The organism is Legionella clemsonensis, assembly GCF_002240035.1.
In the GTDB taxonomy this organism is placed as follows: Bacteria; Pseudomonadota; Gammaproteobacteria; order Legionellales; family Legionellaceae; genus Tatlockia; species Tatlockia clemsonensis.
Genome location: NZ_CP016397.1, coordinates 2687137 through 2707112, shown reverse-complemented (window position 1 = coordinate 2707112; position 19976 = coordinate 2687137). Strand labels below are relative to the sequence as shown.

Here is a 19976-nt window from a genome sequence, read left to right as displayed (position 1 = left end):
CGGAACAAGTTGCGGGTGTCCCATTCCAGGTCTTATAGACCTGGATGAAACCAGATTACTCCTCCATTTCCGCCTGATATTCACCAAAACAAGCTGAACTATTTAAACGAGCACGTTTTAATAAAGCAGCTTGAGCTGCACTGACATTGGCTTTCTTTCCACCCCAAATTTGCAGACAATCTTCTTGCAAGGCTCGTCCATAAGAAAAACTTAAATTCCAGGGTTGATAACCTGTACTGTTAATCGCATTCAAATTGGCGGTTGCTTGCTGTGGAGATTGACCTCCAGATAGAAAATTAATTGTCGGCACAGCCGCAGGAACATTATTACGGAATACACTGATGGTATAATCTGCAACTTCTTCCGGTGTGCTAAAGGGTTTCGCTGATTTTCCGGAAGTAATCATACTTGGTTTCAGTACAATATTTTCTAACTCCACCTGATGGATAAACAAAGCGTGGAAAAGTTCGTGCAATACCATTTCACATGCTTCAGCACAATGTTCAATGCTATGATCTCCATCCATTAATACTTCTGGTTCTACAATAGGAACAATACCAAATTCCTGACAGGTCGCTGCATAACGGGCAAGTGTTTCAGCACCTGCTTTAATGGCAGTTAAACTGGGAGTATGTTCAGTAATGGAATAGACGTTACGCCATTTTGCAAAGCGAGCGCCCAATTTTTTGAAATGCTCCAATCGCTCTGTGAGACCATCTAAACCTTGAGTAATTTTTTCATCATCGGTATTGGCAAGTCTTGTTAAACCCTTGTCCACTTTAATACCAGGAAGAATACCTTTTGCCGCGAATAGCTCTGCTATAGGCGTGCCTTTGTCATCTTTGTGTTGAAATGTTTCTTCAAACAATATGACACCATTAATATATTGTTCCAAGTCTTCCGTTGTTGCGAGAAGCAGGCGGTAGTCTCGACGATTTTCCTCTGTATTTTCTATCCCGATGGAATCGAAACGCTTGCCAATTGTACCCGTACTTTCATCTGCGGCTAAAATCCCTTTGCCATCCTGGAGTAACTGTTCCATGGTTGCTGATAATTCCTCATAATACATTTTGTTTATTCTCCTGTTAACCTTGATAAGATCATTTGCCTGGGGCTGAAATATATTTTTCCCGGATTATTTGCTGCAAATTAAATCCTTTCTCTTTTAAATAAGCGAAAGAATTATCGATCATACCGGGATTTCCACATAAATAAACTACATCATTCTCAGGATTTAAAGAAAGATCGGGGAAAGCATGTTGCACATAGCCTGTGTATTCCCCCTCTGATAAGTTATCAGATAACTCTCGACTTAGATGAGCACGAAAAGTAACTTGAGGGAAGTCTTTTGCAAATCTCTTAAATTCATCAGGATAGAGAATTTCCTCACGTTTTTGCACCCCTTGCAGAATGATTACCTTTAAGTCCGGAGTTGCCTGCAAGCGACGTTTCAATTCTTCAATCATCGCGCGATAAGGAGTAACACCTGTACTTGTTGCTACCAGAATGTAACGCTTGGGAATGTTATCTTTTAAAATTAAGCGACCAAAAGGCCCACTGATATTAATTGCATCACCAGGTTTTAAGTTAAACAGTAATTCAGTTCCAGGGCCACCTTCAACATAGCCTGCAGCGAATTCAATGCGATTGTCTTGTGAGGGGACATTAGCAATACTGTAACTGCGTTTCAGCATTTTGCCATTTTTTTCAAAATGAATAGTAATGAATTGTCCGGGAATATAATTAAAAGGCGGCATTTTTTCCGCATTAAAAATAAAATGCTTTACCTTAGGCGAAAGCATAAATGCTTCTTTTAATATAATTGGAAAGATTTGAATCTGCATAATAGTATATTTTAAAGGAAATTGACTAATATAGGGGAAAAATTATGCATTGCAAGAGCGATGTATGAATTGGTATATAATTAGACTATGAATAGCACTGATTTAGTAACGATAATCGGTAATCTCAGCCGATCTCTTTTCCCTGTCCAGCATCTTATTTCAGGAGGCGCTTATCTTTTGGGACTAATATTTTTTATATTGGCACTGACAAAATTAAAGAAAATTGGAGGAAGTGGAGGTCGTTCTAATGAGCGTATATTTGTTCCCATAGTCTATTTAATAGGTGCTGCCGCACTTCTTTATTTACCCACTGCAGTAAGTCTCATGGCTAATACTGCTTTTGGTACAGGAAATGTTTTACAGTATACCAGTTATAATCCTTATAACATTTATAGTTCAATGCTCCTGGTTATCCAAACTGCCGGGCTTATTTGGTTTGTCCGAGGTTGTGTTCTATTAATTCATGCCAGTGAGCCAGGAGTGCAATGGGGGCCTAAAGGATTGGTTTTTCTCTGTGCAGGGGTGTTGGCAATGAATTTTCAGAATACAGCGAGTATGTTGGCAGCCATAGTGAATCAATTAGTCCATCTCTCAATCACGATAAGGGGTTACACTGGTGGTACGGGTACTTAATCTTCCTTACTCAAGTTATTCAAGATTATTCATTTTCCCCGCAAATTTTAAGATTATTTGCTTTGGCAAAATCGATAATAGCCTGGTACACCTGAGGGCTTGATTCTTTTAGTTTAGGATCCAGCAAAACGCATTTATAACCTTCTGTAGTAATGCTGGGTTGTAAAAGTGGAGAATAATGAATGCGTCTGTTTTTAAAGCTTGCCAGTGTTCCACTCATTCGCTCAGCCCAATCGCTGGGACGAAAGGGTTTACCTTGTTCCGTTACACCTTCAATGATAATTTTTTTGGCCTTGGATTCAGTCATGTTAGCACGTGAAGTATGCACTTTAAAAACAGTATGCCTAGTATAGCATCATCTTGTAAAAACAACGAGGTAATAGCATGAAAGGTGACGAGTATGGTAGGATGTGGGGGATTAATTAATTGAGTTAAGACTGTGAACCAGAAAGAGAGTCATTCAGGAATTTATTTACTGCCGAATTTGTTTACCACGGCGAGCCTGTTCGCTGCTTTTTACTCGATTGTGGCTTCTTTAAAGGCCCAATATGAGACTGCTGCAGTTGCTATTTTTATAGGGATGCTTGCTGATGGTCTTGATGGACGCATCGCACGTTTAACCAATACGCAAACTGCGTTTGGTGCTCAATACGATAGCTTATCCGATATGGTCACGTTTGGCGTTGCACCAGCCTTATTATTGTACAGTTGGAATTTACATCATTTAGGAAAAGTGGGTTGGCTGGTGGCTTTTATGTACACGGCTGCTGTAGCGTTGCGTCTCGCACGTTTTAACATTCAAGTGGAAACTGCGGATAAGCGTTATTTTCAGGGGCTTGCTTGTCCACCTGCTGCGGCTATTGTTTCAGCTTTAGTTTGGTTTTGCTATCAAAATCAGCTGATTCATTTTATTTTTGCCCTTATCACAGCGATTATTACTATTTTTGTAGCCATTTTAATGGTAAGCAATGTTCGTTACTACAGCTTCAAGGAAATTGACTTTAAAGGGAAAGTGCCATTTTTATACCTTTTGGTGATGGTTATTTTATTTGTGGCTATCGCTGCAAATCCGTCAGTAGTTTTGTTTACGGGGTTTGTCGTTTATGCTTTGTCGGGTCCAGTACAAACGCTGCTAGCGGTGCATCGATTACGTAAACAGCGTCATCGCAATCCGGAGGATAAATAAAGGTAATTTACTCAGGCTCTCCAAAGCGATTGTTGATTAAATTAAGAATCGCCTGCTCCATTTCTTGTTCATCAGGACCCTCAATCTCAAGAGTTAATTCACTCCCTTTATTGGCGGCAAGCATCATTACACCCATAATACTTTTACCATTGATGGTTTTGGAGTCTTTGGTGACGTCAATATGACTTTGAAATCTCGATGTGGTGGAGACGAATTTCGCAGAAGCTCGAGCGTGCAAACCTAATTTATTAGTAATAGTTACTTTAGTTTTAATCATACCGTTACAATGTAACACGTGTTGTAATTTTCTACAACGGTAGAAAGAAACCACACCACCCTACTTGCTTACAATATGAACAATACGGTCTACCATTATTAGCGTGATTCGACATTTCTCAATAGTATTGTTAGCAAGGTAAGCGCATCTAAGCGCAAATAAGGGTTAAATACCTGCATTCCGCGCTGCATGCGTGGCATCCCAAATCGAATATTAATACGTTATCGTAGGAATAATGTGCATAAAGAACAGCAAGTATGTAAAAAGGGGGCTTTGTGTATTCAAAAATTAAAGGCGTTTAGCTTATATTTGTTAGTTGGATGTTCAGTATGAAAATTAATATGGGTATAAAATTCGGCAAATTTAATGGTAGAGTTTTTATTCATTCTTTGTATACCCTGACGGGCTTTCCATATCTTCTTTATAGCGACATTAATTTGTTTTTTAGTGGCTTTTAAAGCAATAGTCCATAAGTGAGCAATAAATGCATTACCTCTTGTTTTGCAATCAATGTCGAGTAAATAGAGAGCGTTCTTGAAGAATGCTAAATTTTCTTTCTTTAACAAGGAAACAGTTCGACTATTGGGCTCAAGTAGATTTTTCTTCTTTAAAAGGCGGTTAATCAGGATGTGAAATTTTTCAGAATCTTGGCGGTGCGCGCCATAACTTCTGTTAATGGATTTATATCGTACTTTAAAAGCCTTATCTTTTGATAGGGTTTCAATATGCTTAAACAGATCATATACATCCTGTTTAAGCTCAGTCACGGCAATTTCTCTGGGATAAATGAGGTATTCCAAATGTTGATCCAGCAACATATATTGGATGAGTGGTGGTTTATGAGGTCCTTGGGTTAACCATCTTATAGCTGCAATATTTGTCATAGTACTTACTTTAGAGTTTGGCCCAAAAGGAAGAAATTTGATTAAAAATTTAACTGAGATTGAATCCTCTTGCTACAAATTTCTTTGAGGTTTATTTAAGTCTTAATTATTGATATAGGAAGAAATAGCGGGAAGTGCAAATTATCAACGTGGTAATTCGGCCGTTTCCGAGGTCATTGAGTGAGAATTTATTAGCTTATAAAGATTTTCGGAACAAGTGGTTTGTCGGCAGAGCTCACGAAAAGAAGTCTGATTAAATTGCTTAATAATAGCGTCAAGTAATTGCAAATGCTGGTTTATCTGTTCTTGAGGCACTATAAGACCTATCACCAGATCTACAGGTTGTTTGTCTTCAGCACCGAAATCAATCGGGTTGAGTAGTCGAATAACACAAGCTTTGGGGGCTTCAATGGTTGTGGAGCGAATATGCGGAATAGTAATTCCCTGGCCAATTGCTGTACTTCCAAGGCTTTCCCGTTTCCAATAAGCATCAAATAATTCCTGTGCATCCAGTTGTGGATAAACTTGACTCAATACTTGGCTGATTTTCAAAAGGACTGCTGTTTTGCTTTGCGACGAACTATCGACACAAACACAACCTGGATGAATAACCTGATAAAGTTCCATGATGATAAGCTAAGGTAAAACTGGTAATATTTTACCCCGTCCTTTGGTGAGGACACAACACTTTAAATGAGAGCACACTTAATGGCAGAGTTAGATTCTGCCATTAGCAAATAAAACGGTGAATTAGTCACGATGTTCACGGATTTTTTCTTTATGTTTGATTAATTGTCTATCCAGTTTATCTATCAATGCATCAATAGCAGCGTAAAGATCTTCTGACTCAGCACGGGCATGAAACTCACCCTTGGCGACTTGAATTGTTGCTTCGGCAATTTGGCTTAATTTTTCAATGTCAAAGACGACGTGAACAGAGGTTATTTTATCAAAATGTCTATCGAGCTTATTAAATTTATCCACGGTAAAGGCTCTTAAGGCGGGGGTAACCTCCACATTATGACCGGTAAAGCTAATTTGCATCACGTTCTCCTGTTATTAAAACTACTTCTAATTACGAATGGTTTTGCGCTCATTGGATGGCGGAATCCCCATGGCTTCTCGATATTTGGCTACTGTCCTTCTTGCAACTTGAATGCCTTGCGCTCCAATTAACTGTGCAATTTTACTATCACTCAAGGGCTTTTTGCGATTTTCAGCAGCAATTAGTTTTTTAATCACTGCCCGAATCGCAGTTGATGAACATTCTCCACCTGTGACTGTCGCTACATGGCTGGAGAAAAAGTATTTTAACTCAAAGACTCCTCTTGGCGTATGCATAAATTTTTGCGTGGTAACACGAGAGATGGTGGATTCATGCATGTCAAGAGCAAGAGCTACATCGTTTAAGATGAGAGGTTTCATTGCTTCCTCGCCATGTTCCAGAAAATCTTGCTGATATTCAACAATGCATTGAGCCACTTTTAAAAGTGTTTCCTGTCGACTTTGGATGCTCTTTAGAAACCAGCGTGCTTCTTGGAGGTTATTTTTCAGAAATTGATTATCGGCGCTGTTGTCTGCTCGTTGAATAAGTGAGGCGTAGTGAGTGTTGATGCTTAAGCGCGGAAGAGTATTCTGATTTAAGGCCACTTCCCAAATACCTTCTATTTTTTTCACAATCACATCTGGAATAATGTATTCCGTAGTGCTTTGCTGAATTAAACTTCCTGGTTTGGGATTCAGACGTTGAATAATTTGAAGTACTCTATCAAGAGTAGCTTCATTAATCTGATAACTTTTCATCAGTTGTCGATAATTGTGTTGTCCAAGCAGTTCAATATCGTCACGAATGATTTGTTTTGCTAAAGCAATATCGCCATTATGATCAGGTAATTGATCAAGCTGTATCAGAAGGGTTTCAGCCAAATTAACAGCGGCACAACCAACCGGATCAAAATGCTGTACACGATGGAGCACCGCCTCAATTTCTTCCAGATCAAGAGGGTGTGCCTCACTATCAAGACTAGCGTGCAATTCTGCAAGCGGTAAAGTTAGGAAACCATCGTCATCAAGAGCATCAATGATAGCAGTTGCAATAACGCGATCGACATCGCTCATGGGTGTTAAATCAAGTTGCCAGCGTAGATGGTCTTGCAAGTTTGTTGTGGTGCAATACAAATTTTCATAATTAAAGTCCAAGTCATCAAAATTGTTTCTCTTATTTGAATTGGAGTAGAGTTGAGCCCATTGAAAGTCAGTAAATTCGTCTGTGTTTTGTTTTATTTCCTCTCGAGGCTCTTCTTTTTCTTCATTCGATATTACCTCAAGCATGGGATTTGATTCGACAACTTGTTGAATCTCTTGTTGTAAGTCAAGTGTAGATAATTGAAGAAGACGAATAGCCTGCTGAAGTTGGGGGGTAAGTGTTAATTGTTGACTGATATTTAACTGCAACGATGGTTTCATGCAAATCCTCTTTGTTCTTACCGCTTTTACTAAGTTTAACCGATTCAAAGGGATTATCCAGTAGCGAAAATGGTATTCTTAAAAGCTATGAGAATTAAAAATGAACAAGAAGTTTACTAATTTAACTAGTGGGGAAATATTTGGTTAAAAAAAAGGCCTTAAAAGGCCTTCAGGGATTACTTAACTTTTTTCTCTTTAAAAACCACATGCTTCCGAACAACAGGATCATACATTTTTAATTCCAGTTTATCCGTCACATTACGAGGATTTTTTGTTGTGGTTTTAAAATAACCCGTTCCTGCAGTAGATTCCATTTTAACTTTAATAGTAACAGCTGCCATGATATATCCTCAATTAAACTTTTTCACCTTGTGCTCTGAGTTTTTCCAGAACCGCTTTAATACCCAACTTATCGATAATTCGCATCCCTTTAGTGCTTACTTTAAGACGAACGAAACGATTTTCCTCTTCAACCCAAAAACGGTGTTCCTTGATGTTGGGCAAAAAACGTCGCTTGGTTTTGTTGTTGGCGTGCGACACATTGTGACCAGTTGTGGGTCGCTTGCCAGTAACCTGACATACTCTTGACATGGTATTACTCCAAAGTGTTCCTATAATTATATAATTTAGCTTTGTATAAATTCAAAGGCATTCGCAGGCGAATTGGCCGGGTTAAAATACAAGAGCGGTTTTATAGCAAAAAAAGGTCAATTATGCAATGTTTACCGTATTTTGCCAATAATAAATTCTTTATATTCTTTCCAGGAATGTAAAACATTAGCATATCACATGATCACAAAATTGTCAGTAAGGGGTATAATTCGCAATATTTAAAAATAGAGTGTTTTAAATGCGAACAATTAAAAGTTTTGTGCTACGCGGCGGCCGTATTAGTAACAGGCAACAATATGCCTTGGAACATTGGTTAAAGGATTATGAATTACCAGTCACAAATCAGCCTTGGGATTTGGTGCAAATCTTTGGGCGAGACGCAGAAACTATCGTTGAAATAGGGTTTGGCATGGGGGCCTCTTTATTGACTATGGCAGAACAATACCCTGAACGCAACTTTGTGGGCATCGAAGTTCATAAAGCAGGCATCGGTAGTTTGACTGCAGATATACACGAGAAAGGTATAAAAAATATACGTCTTGCGACTCATGATGCCGTTGAAGTATTTAAACACAGCCTCGCAAAAGACTCTTTAGCGGGATTGCAAATTTTCTTTCCAGACCCGTGGCCTAAGAAGCGTCATCACAAGCGCCGTTTGATTCAGCCTGAATTTATAAAAGTAGTTCTTGAGCGAATTAAAACAGGTGGTTTTATCCATTGTGCAACAGATTGGCAAGAGTATGCAGAACATATGCTCAATGTGTTGTCAAATGAGCCTGCCTTGCAGAATATTCAAAAAGACGGCGGTTTCTCGCCACGACCCGAAACACGTCCTTTAACTAAATTTGAGCAGCGTGGAAACAAGCTTGGTCATAATGTTTGGGATTTAATTTATAAAAAAATTTAGAGACAGGGTAAACTCATTTTTTATCTAAATTATAAACAACAAGGCGTTATCCTGAGCAAAGCGAAGGCTTCTCAATATTGGATCGGATTTCTACTTGCAGAAGATCCTTCATGCGGCTTTGCCGCATTCTGGATGACGAGATGTAATTTTGGATGACGAGATGTAATTTGGATGACGAGATGTAATTTTGGATGACGAGATGTAATTTTGGATGACGAGATGTAATTTTGGATGACGAGATGTAATTTTGGATGACGAGATGTAATTCTGGATGACGAGATGTAATTCTGGATGACGAGATGTAATTCTGGATGACGAGATGTAATTCTGGATGACGAGATGTAATTCTGGATGACGAGATGTAATTCTGGATGACGAGATGTAATTCTGGATGACGAGATGTAATTCTGGATGACGAGATGTAATTCTGGATGACGAGATGTAATTCTGGATGACGAGATGTAATTCTGGATGACGAGATGTAATTCTGGATGACGAGATGTAATTCTGGATGACGAGATGTAATTTTGGATGATGAGATGTAATTTTGGATGACGAGATGTAATTCTGGATGACGAGATGTAATTTTGGATGACGAGATGTAATTTTGGATGACGAGATGTAATTCTGGATGACGAGATGTAATTCTGGATGACGAGATGTAATTCTGGATGACGAGATGTAATTCTGGATGACGAGATGTAATTTTGGATGACGAGATGTAAAAGAATATGCAAAAGTCTCTAACACCCGTCATCCTGAAAGCGACATCGTCGCTTGAAGAATCTTTTTCGTTCAGAGAGCATGATTTTATCTGCTGGGGATTCTTCGCTTTTGCTCCCAAAGACGACCGTCATGTCGAACGTAGTGAGACATCTCCTAATACAAAGGAGATCACTACGTTTGGGATGACAGGTGCCTTTTTTGATGTTTGCCACAATGTGGTTGGATACTCAGAATAACGGTAACTTGTGCAAGATAGTGGGAAATTAATTCAAAATAGTATGATCTTGCCTTGAATTAAGAGAATCAAAAATTGATCTTCAATTGCCCAATATGTAAACTGGTCTTTCGCTAAGAAGCTCTTACTATTGGGATAATAGATATGAAATTATTTGATGAGATAAAGCAAGCAATTGCAGAAGGAAGGGAAGCCTTTGTTAATCTTATTCAAAAGACCTTAGAAAAAGATAAAGATTTTCTAAACAAAGCATTTCTTATACCCAAAGGAAATACCATTAATATCCCTGAGGGGGCACAGCTCACTGTACTGGAATACCTTATTTATGCGCATTCAGAAACTAGCAATCTGGTGGAGCATATTGAGTGGCTTTTACAACAGCGAATAGATATTAACGCCAACGAGCCACTGCATTTAATTTTTAAATTAAAAAAACTGGAGTTAGTGCGACTTCTTCTGAACGAACAACATTTGCAAGATCCGAAAGCAGTTGAATCAGAGCGGCAAATTTTAAATTTGAATGTTCGAGATGCAACAGGAAAACGTCTTATCTATAGAATTATAGAAACGCATCATATTGATTCTCTAGGGGTAGCAATTCAATATGGTATCAATGTTAATTTGCCGAGTCCTTTTGAAGAGAACGGTAAAGTTTGGGATATATTGCCTCTACATCAGGCAATTATTAGTAATTTTTCGGAAGCACTTCCTTTATTAATTAAAGCAGGTGCACGGCTTTCCAACCCCTGTGGTCATTTAGTGGAAACTCCACTTCTGATAGCAGCACGCCTGGGAAGGATTACAGCCTTAAAGGAGCTGCTTGTGCATTATCAAACATTAAGTTTGGAGCGCAATCGCGAGTTCATTGGAGTTCTCAATCAGGAGGATTACAGTGCGATGGATCTTTTGTGTATTCGAGTACATGACCAAAAGAAACCAAAAGAAGCACTACGAGGTATTGCCATGTTGCTTTGCCATGGTGCAGATGTACCCGCTCATCATTTATTGCGCTCGCTGCTTATGGATAATCGTCATCAGTTATTTATTGCGGTAAAAGAGTATTCACAAGCGAATCCTCAACTGGCCGCCAATTTTTTGAGGAAGTGCCTTAATAAGGCAGACCCTCTACATAATATTCTCTTTGCCAAAAATTCCTGGAGTCAGACCTTTCGTCATTTATTCGGTAAAGCAGATGATTTGGGTTTTCAGCTGCAGACGTTAATTAATTTATCAAATACGATCATAACTACTAATGAAATGGAAAAGGGTGAGAATACAAGGCAGGTCGTCGTTGAGGAAAACCGGGAGCCAGTGTTTCAACAGGAAGAGCTTCTCTTTGCTGAGTTTGTAAAGCGGTATAAACAAACGTTAAAGACCAGTTTTTTTAACCCCTGGAGCGAAATGCTACATTTAATTGCAAGTGGTGAAGTAACTTGTTGGGCGCATGTACTTGCTTATGCAGAAATGCATACCAGTTCACGTACCTCCAAAATAGTAGTCGAGATGAAGAAATCGACTCCCACAGTTCATATTAGCCTGGATACGAGTAATTCAATTTTATCGTCGACTTTATGAAATGTTGGTGTGGATGTCTATCATCCACCCTTGTGCAACGGGAAAATTTGAACTCTTTGTAACAGATTGATAGTGAGGTTTGCTTGCTTAAAGCGAGTATACCCCATAAAATCCTAATTTTCTGTAAAACGGAGAGATTGATGGGTTGGAATGAGCCAGATAAAGGCAAAGATCCATGGAGTGGTAAAAATCAACCACCGGATTTGGATGAAGCTTTAAAGCGTTTTCAAGAAAAACTGAAAAAAACTTTTTTTGGAGGTTCTAACCAGCCTGACGGTAACTCCCCTGCGAATAAAGGTAGCGGCGGCCTGCTGGCCTTGATGGCTGCTTTAATTGTTTTTATTCTATGGGCTTTGGCAGGTATTTTTATTGTTGATCCTGCAGAGCAAGCCGTTATTCTTCGTTTTGGAAAATATGTAGAAACGGTTGGACCGGGGCCTCATTGGATTCCGCGTATTATTTCCACCAAGGTTGTGCAAAATGTGGATCGGGTTTCTGACTATTCTTATTCTGCACAGATGTTAACTAAAGATGAAAATCTCGTTGCGGTGTCCGTCGTGGTTCAATATCGCATCGGCGATTTAGAAGAATATTTATTCAATGTTGCCGACCCCCAGGAAAGTCTTCAACAGGCAACTTCCAGTGCTCTGAGGCAAGTGGTAGGTACGACAACATTTGATCAAATTATTACAGAAGGTCGTGAAGCCTGGGGAAATAGCGTCCAGGACACCTTGGTAAAAATTTTAAATCAATACAAAACGGGTATTGTTATTGTAAATGTATCACCGCAGCCGGCACGTGCTCCAGAAAATGTACAAGATGCTTTCGATGATGCTATCAAGGCTAGGGAAGATGAGAAACGCTTTAGGGAGCAGGCTTTGGCTTATCAAGCTAAAGTAGTGCCTATTGCTGAGGGAAATGCTAAACGTATTTTTGAAGAAGCCCAGGCTTATGCTCAGCAGGTAATTTTACGTGCCAAAGGCGATGTGGCAGAATTTTTGGCCTTATTGCCTGAATATACACAGGCACCGGTTGTGACTTCAGAGCGCATGTACCTGGAGATGATGCAACAAGTGTTAAGTAAAAGCAGTAAAATTATTGTCGATGGTAAATCTGGAAATCTTCTTTATTTACCATTAGATAAATTAGCCAATGCCAGTCTTAACCCGCCATTAATGAATACAGAATCAGCAGACGCCAAAAAAGCAGCTGAAGATGAACAGGTTGAAAGTGCGATAGTTACTACTCGTAATCTTGGCAGACGAACTTATCGGCAAGGGAGAGATGATTAATGAGTGCAGCAAAAACGACCCTAGGCATTCTTGCCTTTGCTATTTTATTAGTAATACTGGCAAGTGTCTTTACGATTACCCAGGGGCAACATGGGATTTTACTTCGACTAGGCCGTTTGGTTATGGATGATAAAACCCAAAATGTAAAAATTTTAGGTCCTGGTTTACATATTAAAACCCCTTTTATTGAAAGTGTACGCATTTTTGATACTCGTATTCAGACCCTCGATATTAAATCGTCTCGTATCGTTACTAAAGAAAAGAAAGATGTGATTGCTGACTACTATGTCAAATGGCGAATTGCAGATCTGGCGCGATATTACAAATCGACAGGTGGTAATGAGTTTAAAGCAGAGACATTGCTTGAGCAACAGCTAAATACCTTCCTGCGTGCCGAGTTTGGTAAGCGTACTATTTCTGATATATCGGGTGGGCGTGAGGATCTGACGGAAATTTTACGCGATAAAGCAGAACAACAAGCCAGACAATTGGGAATTCAGATTGTTGATGTGCGAATTAAAGGTATCGAATTACCTGAAAATACCAGCAATAACATTTTTCAGCTAATGCGGGCTAACATGCAGAGAATTGCGAATAGTCATCGCGCTGATGGTAATGCTATTGCCGAAGCAATCAGAGCGGCTGCTGATGCGAAAGTGACAATTTTATTAGCACAAGCACAAAGTGAAGGTCACAAAATCAGGGCTCGAGGTCAAGCAGAGGCAGCTAAAATCTATGCGGAGGCATTTACTAAAAACCAGAATTTTTTTGCATTTTACCGTAGCTTGAAAGCTTATGAAGGTAGTTTTAACAATAAACGAGATATTCTCATTCTTGATCAAAGTAGTGCTTTTTTTGACTACTTTAAGAATGCAGGACGTCAGGGTAATGGTACTAACGGAAAAAACTGATATAATCGTTACATTTGTCAAAATGGGTTAAGCATGCTTAGCCCTTTTTTATTGGAGGCTGTTTGTGATCATTAACTTCCTCTCTGCATTTGCTTTAGTGCTCGTGTTCGAGGGTTTAATGCCATTTACTTCGCCCGTGAAATGGAAGGAATTATTGCGCAAAATTATTGGACAGGATGAAAAAGTATTGCGTATAACCGGGTTATTTAGCATGCTGGTAGGAGTTATTCTCCTTTCCATTGTTCATCAATTTGCAGAGTAAAGAGTCCATTATGGGTAAAAATGTTGTAGTTATTGGAACACAATGGGGTGATGAGGGTAAGGGTAAAATCGTTGATTTGCTCACTCATGACGCTCAGGTTGTTGTTCGTTATCAAGGGGGGCATAATGCTGGACATACCCTCAAAATTAAAGGTGAAAAAACAGTATTGCGTTTAATTCCTTCGGGGATGTTACGCCCTCATGTTCAATGTTACATTGGCAATGGCGTTGTGTTATCACCACAAGCATTACTGGATGAAATTAAGGAGTTAGAAAGTAAAGGGGTTGATGTTCGTAATCGATTACATCTTAGTCAGGCTTGTCCTTTAATATTGCCTTACCACATTGCCTTGGATAAGGCGCGCGAAAGTCAAAAAGGCACGGCAGCGATTGGCACTACCGGTCGAGGAATTGGTCCTGCTTATGAGGATAAAATTGCAAGAAGAGCATTGAAGGTAAAGGATTTATTGAACTTTGAGCGTTTTTCCACCAAGCTTGCAGAATTATTGCAATATCATAATTTTGTTCTGAAAAACTATTACCATCAACCCGAAGTAGAGTTAGCACCATTACTGGAAGACGCTAAAATTTGGGCTGAAGAATTACGTGACATGATTTGCGATGTCACCACTTGTTTACATGAACACCGTCAAAAAGGTGACTCCATTTTATTTGAAGGTGCTCAAGGAGTTTATCTTGATATTGATCATGGCACCTATCCTTTTGTAACCTCATCCAATACATGTGTGGGCAGTGTAGTGAATGGTGCTGGCTTTGGCCCACGCTATCTAGATTATATTTTAGGTATCACCAAAGCCTATACGACGCGAGTTGGTGGTGGACCTTTTCCGACAGAACTGCAGGATGAAATTGGTAAAGAATTGGCTACGCGTGGTAATGAGTTTGGTGCAGTCACTGGTCGTCCGCGTCGCTGTGGTTGGTTTGACGCGGTATTATTACGTCGCTCCATTGAGCTTAATAGCATCACCGGCTTATGCATGACAAAACTGGATGTGCTGGATGGTTTGGATACTGTAAAAATTGCCGTGGCTTATCATGATACCAATGGACACCTGTTATCTCGCCCACCTCAAGCTGCTGAGGATTTTGAAGGTCTTTCACCTGTATATGAAGAAATGCCTGGTTGGTCTGAATCAACAGCCGATGTGACAGAGGTAAAACAATTGCCTGCGAATGCTATTGCTTATATCAAGCGTATTGAGGAATTACTTGAAGTTCCTGTTGATATGCTCTCAACAGGTCCAGAAAGAGACTCGACTATTATTCTGCGCGATCCATTTGATGTTTAACTAACCCATCTAATACGTAGAAATTTTTCGTGCGCTATACTTAGCGCACAAATCTGATTCTCGACGCTCCAAGACTAGACATTGAGCTTTTTTTCAGTTGGTTAGAAGGTTCATTATTTTAGAATCGTCGGGTACTTCATCCAGAATTTTCTCGAGAGCACTTAGTTTTTGAGCAGTATCTGTTTTAAAGAAAGAGAAGTGTTTTCCTGTGACCTGCTTGTACCCTATATCAGCTAAAACAATGAGAGCGCCCAAACCAGTTACTGTAAATGCCAGATATTTTAAATGGAGTTTCAAGCCACGGTGATTTTCTAGATGAGGACGAGCCTCATCAATGGCATCCTTACACTCTTTTTTAAATTGTACTACGTTAACAGGGAGCGTGTTTCTATAGCTTTGCATGATTTTTTTATGGAGTTTCCCTACTGCATTAGCAGCTTTAAAATGAAAGCGCAGTTTTAAGTCTTCTTCTTTACGCGCTATTGCTTTCAATTGCGCTTCGAGAGAGGCCTTTAATTCTTTTTGTGAAAGTGAAACCATTGGTTTACTAAATTCCTTTGCTTTTGTAATGCATTCATTCGCTATACTTTCCAATTTATTTTTATAGGTCTCTAATCCGTTTCTACTTTTGGGCAAAGGCACTAAATGCATGAGCACTTGTGCTTTCTGATAATAACGATTCTCATTGATTAAAAAACGGTTCATATATTGAAAAATATCGCTAGGAAGTTTGTTGCAGTCCATTTCTATACTTTCACCAATCTCGTTTTCTACTGTAACTTTAGAAGTATATCGTGCATCAAGGCTAAAATAGCGATACAGTGGATTTATTTCTGGTGCCAGTGCTACTCTGGAAAGTTGGGTCTTGCGGATTTGCAAAATCATTGCCGTCATATCCTTTGAGATTACTTTGTCTTTTAAATGACAGGGTAATAAGTTTGTAATACGCTGTATAGAATTATCATCTTCGCTAACGATCATGATGCTATGTAAGTTTGCACATTCCACAAATGCCATTATACCAATAGAGGTGACTTCTTCAGGTAGGGTTATGGACTGCAATCCACTGCAATAGCTAAAGGCAAAATCTCCAATGGAGGTAACTCCCTTAGGGAGAGTGATAGATTGTAGCCCACTACAATCCCAAAATGTGGCAAAACTTATAGAGATGATTCCTTCAGGGAGGGTAATATGTTGTAATCCACTACAACCCCAAAATGCCGAAGCTCCAATAGAGGTAACTTCACTAGTAACGGTGATTGATTTTAATTCGATGCTATCATAAAATGACCAACCAATGATGGTGGCGAGCCTCTTTATGAGGGTTTGTAATCCACTGTGATCGTAAAATGCGAATTTACCAATAGCGGTGACTCCTTTAGGGATATTGAAAGTGCCATCTTTTTTGATGTCGTTGATATCAACTTCTAATAGAGTTTTACCATCATCACTTAATTTCATACCACTTTTCGCTTATCATCCGCTTTAAGGAATTCTTAGGACGTCTATCAACTCTGTGATAAGTTACTCCACACACATTTCACGCTTTAAATAATCTATCTTTATTAAAGCTCATCTATATTTTTATTTTAATTAAAATAAGGTGCTTTAATTATAAGGCGTTTGAGAGGCGTGCCTAATGGGTAACATTACCCATCTATTTGGTGTATTGCTTATTGCAATGTTCTTAGCTGTAATTCAGCATGGTGATTCTGGTTGACGCTTTAGCGACAACCAGGCCATAAATAACAATTATGATTTAGGCATTAGAGGGAGATAGTAATACTTCTTCTTCAGGAGCAGTCTGTTCTCTATTAAGTCCTGCTGCTTGTAGCCCAGTGGCGACTCCTCGAGTTAACATCGCAAACGCTGATACTGGTAAAACGACTAGGTCGATGAATGCCTGGCACAGATCTTTAATAAGAAATTCTGCAGTATCTAAAAAAAACGATGCTGCATTTTCATTTCCACATAATTTACTAACTCCACCTAAGGCAGCAAATACAGCAGACAAACCGCCTATTACAGCAGGAACAATGACTAGTATACAGGGGTTTAATATCGCTGCTCCAAGAATTACCATTGGTTGAAAGGTATGACGGGCGCAATAAATAAATTCTTGTTTAGATTCATAAGGCTGAAAGAACATTTGTCCTACCGTACGACGATTGCGCCAAATTACATCATCAGTATAGAGATGATTTCTAATTACTTTTGCTGAACCTGTTAGATGCCCTATTGATAATTCTACAGACATGTTGACCCCTGATATTGTAAAAAGTAAAAATCATATTATAAAATCATAAAAAAGGCAATCTGGTTATTATTTAGTCTTGTTGACAAATAGATTGGGTCGAACAATTCAATCTACTTTCCTGTTTAAAGCCATAGATTACAGTGAGTGTAGCCCGATGGGCCATTGTAATGGGGTTTTAGTTAAAGTTGCATTTCTAGCTTAATTGTTCAATCATTGAGTAAACGTACACATTACAGGGAATAGCATGTTTTCTTCTTTTTGGCGTTGGTTTCAAGACATCCAACCAGTCAGTACTACTGGTACAGTCAGCCATACTTACTATTGGCTTAAAACACTTATGTCAGGGGATATTGTTTACTACAATCCCAATTTTAAAATACCTGATACAGCTGAACCTTCGCTTCGTAAAGGCATTGCCATTTATTGCGTTCATGGTACTGCAGACCAGCCGGGATCATTTTCACGAATAGTTGAACGTTTAATAGAAAAAGGGCTTCCAGATTATGTCTCCACTATTCATTTGGTCTCATTTGAGCATCGATATGCAGGCAAAGGAATTAAATATTTTGCACGAGAATTAATAAAGAAAATAGGAGCCAACGAACATGAGCAGGTTATTCTAATGGGACATTCTCGAGGAGGATTGGTGATTTCGCGTGCTGCAGAATACCTTGCTGCTCGTTCAGGTATAACGGTTCATGCATTATTCTCCATTTGTGCACCTTACAAGGGGTCTGACTGGGCAATGAAACCTCTCTCTTTATTTTCTATCTCAGTCGCCCAAATGGAAGTTAAGGCGGAGTTACTGGAGCAGCTTAATAAAGCTGTTAGCGACAGTAAACATGACTACCATTTTATTGGTGCAGCAGAAGATGCGATAGTTGCACCTTCTGCAAGCTATGTTGATGACTACGTTAAGACACATCCTGGTTCCAGATTAATTTTAGATCGCCATGGTCATTTATCAATTATGTCTTCAAGGCGTTTGGTAACGTATATTCATCAAAAACTGATAGAGATTGATCATCAATTATTTCCAAAAGTACAAAAAGAGAACAAGGAATATGAGGAGGATGACTCGTTATCAGAGAGTAGTTACACCAATAGTTATTACTTTAAATATTTACGTTCGAATTGCTTTAATTTTTCTTCGAGTTGCCATTGCAACCTCGCTTTTTCGCTGGTTTTAATAAATTTTAAACAATCTGAACTGTGCCAATTTTCACATGGCTTAACCGGTTTAGCTTTTGCAGCATTAAGCCAAAGACTTTGACCAGGCAGGAAACTATAGGTTAGCGCATTACGACTTATCTGTTTTAGTTCCGTGTAGTCAAGATCATGATCGAGGACAGCTTTTGCATACTCTCGGGTTAAATCAGTGCGCAATATTCCTTCATCATCCGTTGATAATACAACCGGTATGTTATTTGTTAAATAATAGCGTAAGGGATGTTGCTTGCCCTGAATGTTAAGAATTTTTTGGTTACTAGTTAAATTAACTTCAACGGCAATTTGTTGTTTAGCCATTTGTTTGAGTAGTTGAGATACATTATTTTCATACGCGATAGCGGTTCCATGGCCAATTCGTTCTGCATGCGCAGTATTAACTGCTTCATTAATATGGAAATTTAAAGCTTCGGGTACTACAGCACTGGGTTCCAATTCACCCGCATGCAAGCTCACATGTACGTTTGGGTAGGCTTGTCGTAAAAATGCAAAGATTTTCATTTGTTGATGGTAATCGCGCAAGGAAATTAAACCATCTTCAGGTTGTACTAAATTAACAGCAACAAGCTCATTGGATTGTGAGGCTGCAGCAAAGCCATTTAAAGCCTGGGCAAAAACTTTTTCCAAAGGCTGTTCACGCAAAACAAAATATTGAAATTTTACAGTCAGCTGACAAACGTCTTGTTCGGGTGTTTTCTCACAATTTAAGAGTTTTTTAGTTTTTTGCAGCAGCGCCGACGTTTCATTCACTGTAAACCGAATATTATTTTGAAAATCTGAATTTGCCAGTAAGTGGGCTTTTGCCTGAGCAAAAGACATTTTCAAAAGTTCTGGATCAGCAAAGCCTGTGGAATTTGCATTGTCCGGCAAAATCATCACTTCCATATATTGTTCATGTTGATTAGCAGCCCGCTGCATGATGCCGGAAAGAAGTTCCGGACTGTGATCAGTCACTACAGGTATGAATTTATAAAAACTATTAAAAAAATGATCGTGGCCTGACTCCTGAATAGGTTGAAAATTTTTCATAGACCAGGCTTCAACTGTTTTTTCATAAACATCAGGTCGCTTTACTACTTCCTGAATAGGAATACCACGGCAATCTTCAATAATTTTAGTTAAGGTAAAGGAATTTTTATTTAAACAATAATTATTGTTGGCAACTACGGACAGCATGGTTTCAGGGTAAGCACCACCTGCAAGATGATAATGTAATTCACCGCCTTTAGGCATTGCTTTTAAAAATGCGAATAAATGATTCGGATCATTTTTAATGAGATTAAATTGGTGATTAATATTGGCAAAAGCCAGTGATTGCAAAATGACTAACGCACCAAGGATTAACAATTTAAAAAGACGCATAACCCAATGAA

The 19976-nt window shown here is 39.0% G+C and carries 22 protein-coding genes; 9 read left to right on the top strand and 13 right to left on the bottom strand.

The features are described from left to right. Positions 1–55 precede the first annotated feature (55 nt). Positions 56–1069 carry a class I fructose-bisphosphate aldolase gene (locus clem_RS11905; protein WP_094091760.1) on the bottom strand — a complete coding sequence of 338 codons (1014 nt, stop codon included), beginning with the start codon at positions 1067–1069 and terminating at the stop codon, positions 56–58. 31 nt (positions 1070–1100) lie between these two features. Beyond that, complete coding sequence (locus tag clem_RS11900; RefSeq protein WP_094091759.1) at positions 1101–1844, bottom strand: ferredoxin--NADP reductase; 744 nt, start codon at positions 1842–1844, stop codon at positions 1101–1103. A gap of 87 nt (positions 1845–1931) precedes the next feature. Here clem_RS11900 and clem_RS11895 point away from each other — a divergent pair, with 87 nt between their 5' ends. Beyond that, positions 1932–2477, top strand: coding sequence for a type IV secretion protein IcmC (locus clem_RS11895; protein ID WP_094091758.1), 546 nt, complete (start codon positions 1932–1934; stop codon positions 2475–2477). A gap of 25 nt (positions 2478–2502) precedes the next feature. Here the strand turns inward: clem_RS11895 and clem_RS11890 are convergent, their stop codons facing one another. Further along, on the bottom strand, positions 2503–2784 hold the full coding sequence (locus clem_RS11890; protein ID WP_094091757.1) for a DUF3579 domain-containing protein: 282 nt from the start codon (positions 2782–2784) through the stop codon (positions 2503–2505). A 132-nt stretch (positions 2785–2916) separates the two neighbouring features. Between clem_RS11890 and pssA the strand changes: the two genes are divergently transcribed. Next, on the top strand, positions 2917–3663 hold the full coding sequence (gene pssA / locus clem_RS11885) for a CDP-diacylglycerol--serine O-phosphatidyltransferase (protein WP_094091756.1): 747 nt from the start codon (positions 2917–2919) through the stop codon (positions 3661–3663). 7 nt (positions 3664–3670) lie between these two features. Here pssA and clem_RS11880 read toward each other — a convergent pair whose 3' ends face one another. The 7 genes from clem_RS11880 to rpmB form a co-directional block, all read right to left on the bottom strand. Further along, positions 3671–3940, bottom strand: coding sequence for an HPr family phosphocarrier protein (locus clem_RS11880; protein WP_094091755.1), 270 nt, complete (start codon positions 3938–3940; stop codon positions 3671–3673). A 281-nt stretch (positions 3941–4221) separates the two neighbouring features. Next, positions 4222–4824, bottom strand: coding sequence for a hypothetical protein (locus clem_RS11875; protein ID WP_232505470.1), 603 nt, complete (start codon positions 4822–4824; stop codon positions 4222–4224). A 144-nt stretch (positions 4825–4968) separates the two neighbouring features. Next, a complete protein-coding gene (locus tag clem_RS11870; protein ID WP_094091754.1) occupies positions 4969–5451 on the bottom strand; it encodes a PTS sugar transporter subunit IIA in 483 nt (160 codons plus the stop codon). Positions 5452–5574: 123 nt separating this feature from the next. Beyond that, a complete protein-coding gene (gene hpf / locus clem_RS11865; protein ID WP_094091753.1) occupies positions 5575–5868 on the bottom strand; it encodes a ribosome hibernation-promoting factor, HPF/YfiA family in 294 nt (97 codons plus the stop codon). Positions 5869–5895: 27 nt separating this feature from the next. Next, positions 5896–7290 (bottom strand): RNA polymerase factor sigma-54, encoded by a 1395-nt coding sequence (locus tag clem_RS11860; protein ID WP_094091752.1) that lies wholly within the window; start codon positions 7288–7290, stop codon positions 5896–5898. Between the two features lie 176 nt (positions 7291–7466). Then, positions 7467–7631 (bottom strand): 50S ribosomal protein L33, encoded by a 165-nt coding sequence (gene rpmG, locus clem_RS11855; protein ID WP_058450461.1) that lies wholly within the window; start codon positions 7629–7631, stop codon positions 7467–7469. A 13-nt stretch (positions 7632–7644) separates the two neighbouring features. After that, positions 7645–7881, bottom strand: coding sequence for a 50S ribosomal protein L28 (rpmB, locus tag clem_RS11850; protein ID WP_094091751.1), 237 nt, complete (start codon positions 7879–7881; stop codon positions 7645–7647). A 259-nt stretch (positions 7882–8140) separates the two neighbouring features. Here rpmB and trmB point away from each other — a divergent pair, with 259 nt between their 5' ends. From trmB to clem_RS11820, 7 genes are all read left to right on the top strand, one after another. Next, positions 8141–8809 (top strand): tRNA (guanosine(46)-N7)-methyltransferase TrmB, encoded by a 669-nt coding sequence (gene trmB, locus clem_RS11845; RefSeq protein ID WP_094091750.1) that lies wholly within the window; start codon positions 8141–8143, stop codon positions 8807–8809. 731 nt (positions 8810–9540) lie between these two features. Further along, positions 9541–9771, top strand: a complete 231-nt coding sequence (locus clem_RS15155; protein WP_232505469.1) for a hypothetical protein — start codon at positions 9541–9543, stop codon at positions 9769–9771. Between the two features lie 143 nt (positions 9772–9914). Then, complete coding sequence (gene ankC, locus clem_RS11840) at positions 9915–11345, top strand: Dot/Icm T4SS effector AnkC/LegA12 (RefSeq protein WP_094091749.1); 1431 nt, start codon at positions 9915–9917, stop codon at positions 11343–11345. A gap of 140 nt (positions 11346–11485) precedes the next feature. After that, positions 11486–12637: an FtsH protease activity modulator HflK gene (gene hflK / locus clem_RS11835; protein WP_094091748.1), complete on the top strand. Its 1152-nt coding sequence runs from the start codon at positions 11486–11488 to the stop codon at positions 12635–12637. Then, complete coding sequence (gene hflC, locus clem_RS11830) at positions 12637–13548, top strand: protease modulator HflC (RefSeq protein ID WP_094091747.1); 912 nt, start codon at positions 12637–12639, stop codon at positions 13546–13548. Before hflK ends, hflC begins: the two co-directional genes overlap by 1 nt. Positions 13549–13612: 64 nt before the next feature. Then, complete coding sequence (locus clem_RS11825) at positions 13613–13810, top strand: DUF2065 domain-containing protein (protein ID WP_094091746.1); 198 nt, start codon at positions 13613–13615, stop codon at positions 13808–13810. 10 nt (positions 13811–13820) lie between these two features. Beyond that, entirely contained in the window at positions 13821–15119 is a 1299-nt protein-coding gene (locus clem_RS11820; RefSeq protein ID WP_094091745.1) for an adenylosuccinate synthase, read from the top strand. Positions 15120–15212: 93 nt separating this feature from the next. Here the strand turns inward: clem_RS11820 and clem_RS11815 are convergent, their stop codons facing one another. The 3 genes from clem_RS11815 to clem_RS11805 all read right to left on the bottom strand — a co-directional run bounded on the left by clem_RS11815 (position 15213) and on the right by clem_RS11805 (position 19965). After that, positions 15213–16580 (bottom strand): leucine-rich repeat domain-containing protein, encoded by a 1368-nt coding sequence (locus tag clem_RS11815; protein WP_094091744.1) that lies wholly within the window; start codon positions 16578–16580, stop codon positions 15213–15215. Between the two features lie 298 nt (positions 16581–16878). After that, positions 16879–17376 carry a hypothetical protein gene (locus clem_RS11810; protein ID WP_094091743.1) on the bottom strand — a complete coding sequence of 166 codons (498 nt, stop codon included), beginning with the start codon at positions 17374–17376 and terminating at the stop codon, positions 16879–16881. Positions 17377–18486: 1110 nt separating this feature from the next. Then, positions 18487–19965: an adenosine deaminase family protein gene (locus tag clem_RS11805; RefSeq protein WP_094091742.1), complete on the bottom strand. Its 1479-nt coding sequence runs from the start codon at positions 19963–19965 to the stop codon at positions 18487–18489. Between the last annotated feature and the right edge of the window lie 11 nt (positions 19966–19976).